4 protein-coding genes are annotated in these 2,089 nt (G+C 71.2%); all 4 read left to right on the top strand.

What is annotated here, in order from left to right:
• Positions 1-57: 57 nt before the first annotated feature.
• From PLL68_RS14195 to PLL68_RS14210, 4 genes are read left to right on the top strand one after another with little or no spacing between them, the layout of a single operon-like run.
• Entirely contained in the window at positions 58-291 is a 234-nt protein-coding gene (locus tag PLL68_RS14195; RefSeq protein ID WP_324535181.1) for a hypothetical protein, read from the top strand.
• Between the two features lie 11 nt (positions 292-302).
• The gene (gene nadD, locus PLL68_RS14200) at positions 303-920 is read left to right on the top strand and encodes a nicotinate-nucleotide adenylyltransferase (protein ID WP_324535183.1); all 618 of its coding nucleotides are present in this window, start codon (positions 303-305) and stop codon (positions 918-920) included.
• Positions 917-1,297 (top strand): ribosome silencing factor, encoded by a 381-nt coding sequence (gene rsfS / locus PLL68_RS14205; RefSeq protein WP_324535185.1) that lies wholly within the window; start codon positions 917-919, stop codon positions 1,295-1,297. Before nadD ends, rsfS begins: the two co-directional genes overlap by 4 nt.
• Positions 1,294-1,959, top strand: a complete 666-nt coding sequence (locus PLL68_RS14210) for a histidine phosphatase family protein (RefSeq protein WP_324535187.1) — start codon at positions 1,294-1,296, stop codon at positions 1,957-1,959. The genes rsfS and PLL68_RS14210 overlap by 4 nt, the downstream gene beginning before the upstream one ends.
• Positions 1,960-2,089 lie beyond the last annotated feature (130 nt).

Raw genomic sequence — 2,089 nt, forward strand, 5'->3', positions numbered from 1 at the left:
TTGTGCACAGGGCTGTGGACGACATTCGTGGACAGCGGACGCGCTAGGCTGGCCCCCATGTCGATGACCGTGACCCGTTTCCTGGCCGAGGAGGCCGCGCACCGCGAGCTGCCCATGCCCCCGTGGATGTTCGGTGTGATCGCCCTCCTGGCGTTCGCCTTCCTGCTCGGCCTCACGTGGTCCTTCCGCGGCACGTCCCAGAAGTACGCGCCCCCGACCGCCCACAGCGAGCAGCACGGCGCCCCCGAGGGCGACACGGCGCACTGGCCCGAGCACCCCGGCCACCACTGAGCACGGCACGTATGCGGCTCGGGGTGATGGGCGGCACCTTCGACCCCATCCACCACGGGCACCTCGTCGCCGCCTCGGAGGCCCAGTCACTGTTCGGGCTCGACGAGGTCGTCTTCGTCCCCACGGGTGAGCCGTGGCAGAAGCAGGGCCGGGACGTCGCCCCCGCCGAACACCGCTACCTGATGACGGTGGTGGCCACGGCATCCAACCCGCGCTTCACCGTCTCGCGCGTCGACATCGACCGCGACGGGCCGACGTACACGATCGACACCCTGCGTGACCTGCACGCGCAGCGCCCTGACGACGAGCTGTTCTTCATCACCGGGGCCGATGCGTTGGCGCAGATCCTGTCGTGGAAGGACTCCGACGAGCTGTTCGACCTCGCCCGCTTCATCGGGGTGACCCGCCCCGGCTACGAGCTGTCCGAGTCCGGGCTGCCCGCCGACCGGGTCGACCTCCAGGAGGTCCCGGCCATGGCGATCAGCTCGACCGACTGCCGTGAGCGGGTCGCTCGCGGGGAGCCGGTCTGGTACCTCGTGCCCGACGGCGTCGTGCAGTACATCTCCAAGCACCACCTCTACTCATCACCCGAAGCACCATCACCTCACGCCTCACCGGGAGCACCATGACCGCCACCGACCGCGCGCTCGAGCTGGCCAGGGCGGCCGCCGCCGCCGCCGCCGACAAGCTCGCCACGACCATCACCGGCATCGACGTCTCGGAGCAGCTCGCGCTGACCGACGTCTTCGTCATCGTCTCCGCGGAGTCCGAGCGCCAGGTCGGCTCGATCGTCGACGAGGTGGAAGACACCCTGCGCGAGATGGGCTCCAAGCCGGTTCGCCGTGAGGGGCAGCGCGAGGGCCGCTGGGTGCTCATCGACTTCTCCGACATCGTCGTGCACGTCCAGCACGACGAGGAGCGCTCGTTCTACGAGCTCGAGCGGCTCTGGAAGGACTGCCCGAGCATCGACCTCGGCGTCGTCGGCACCGAGCAGGGCGGTCGGTGAGCCCAGCGCCTGCACGGGGCGGCGGGCGGCGCCTGATCGTCCTTCGCCACGGCGAGACCGGGCACAACGCGGCCGGCATCTGGCAGGGGCAGCTCGACGTGCCGTTGTCCGACGTCGGTGTTGCCCAGGCGGATGCCGCTGGGCCGGCTGTCGCGGCCCTGTCGCCGTCGCGCATCGTCACCTCTGACCTCTCACGTGCCCGACGCACGGCCGACAGCGTGGGCCGGGCGACCGGCATCCGGGTCGAGGTTGATGCGCGATTCCGGGAGATCCACGCGGGGGCCTGGCAGGGGTTGACGGCCGACGAGGTCGCGCAGGGGTGGCCCGAGCTGCGGGCTGCTGCGCTGCGCGGTGAGGACGTGCGCCGCGGGGACGACGGCGAGACGATGGGGGACGTGCTCGTGCGGGTCGGGGAGGCCCTGGATGAGCTGCTCTCGGACCTGCCGGCGGGGGAGTGCGCCGTGGTGTCGACGCACGGGGCGGCCTCTCGGGCGGTGGCGTCGTGGGTGCTCGACCTCGACCTCGCGGTGGCCTGGCGCCTGCTCGGCGGTCTCGGCAACTGCCACTGGGGTGAGCTGCGCGAGGGGCGGCACGGGTGGATGCTGCACACGTGGAACGCGTCGTCCGGGGTGCCGTCGCAGGCCGGTTCGTCGCCTCCCTGAGGCCGATTTGGTCGGGCGTGGGGTGGCATGGGTAAACTTCACCGTCGCCCCCCACCAGGGGAGCAACACCCGCAAGGGGCTGTAGCGCAGTTGGTAGCGCACCTCCATGGCATGGAGGGGGTCAGGGGTT

It is taken from the genome of Ornithinibacter sp. (genome assembly GCF_035443565.1).
Lineage (GTDB): Bacteria > Actinomycetota > Actinomycetes > Actinomycetales > Dermatophilaceae > Fodinibacter.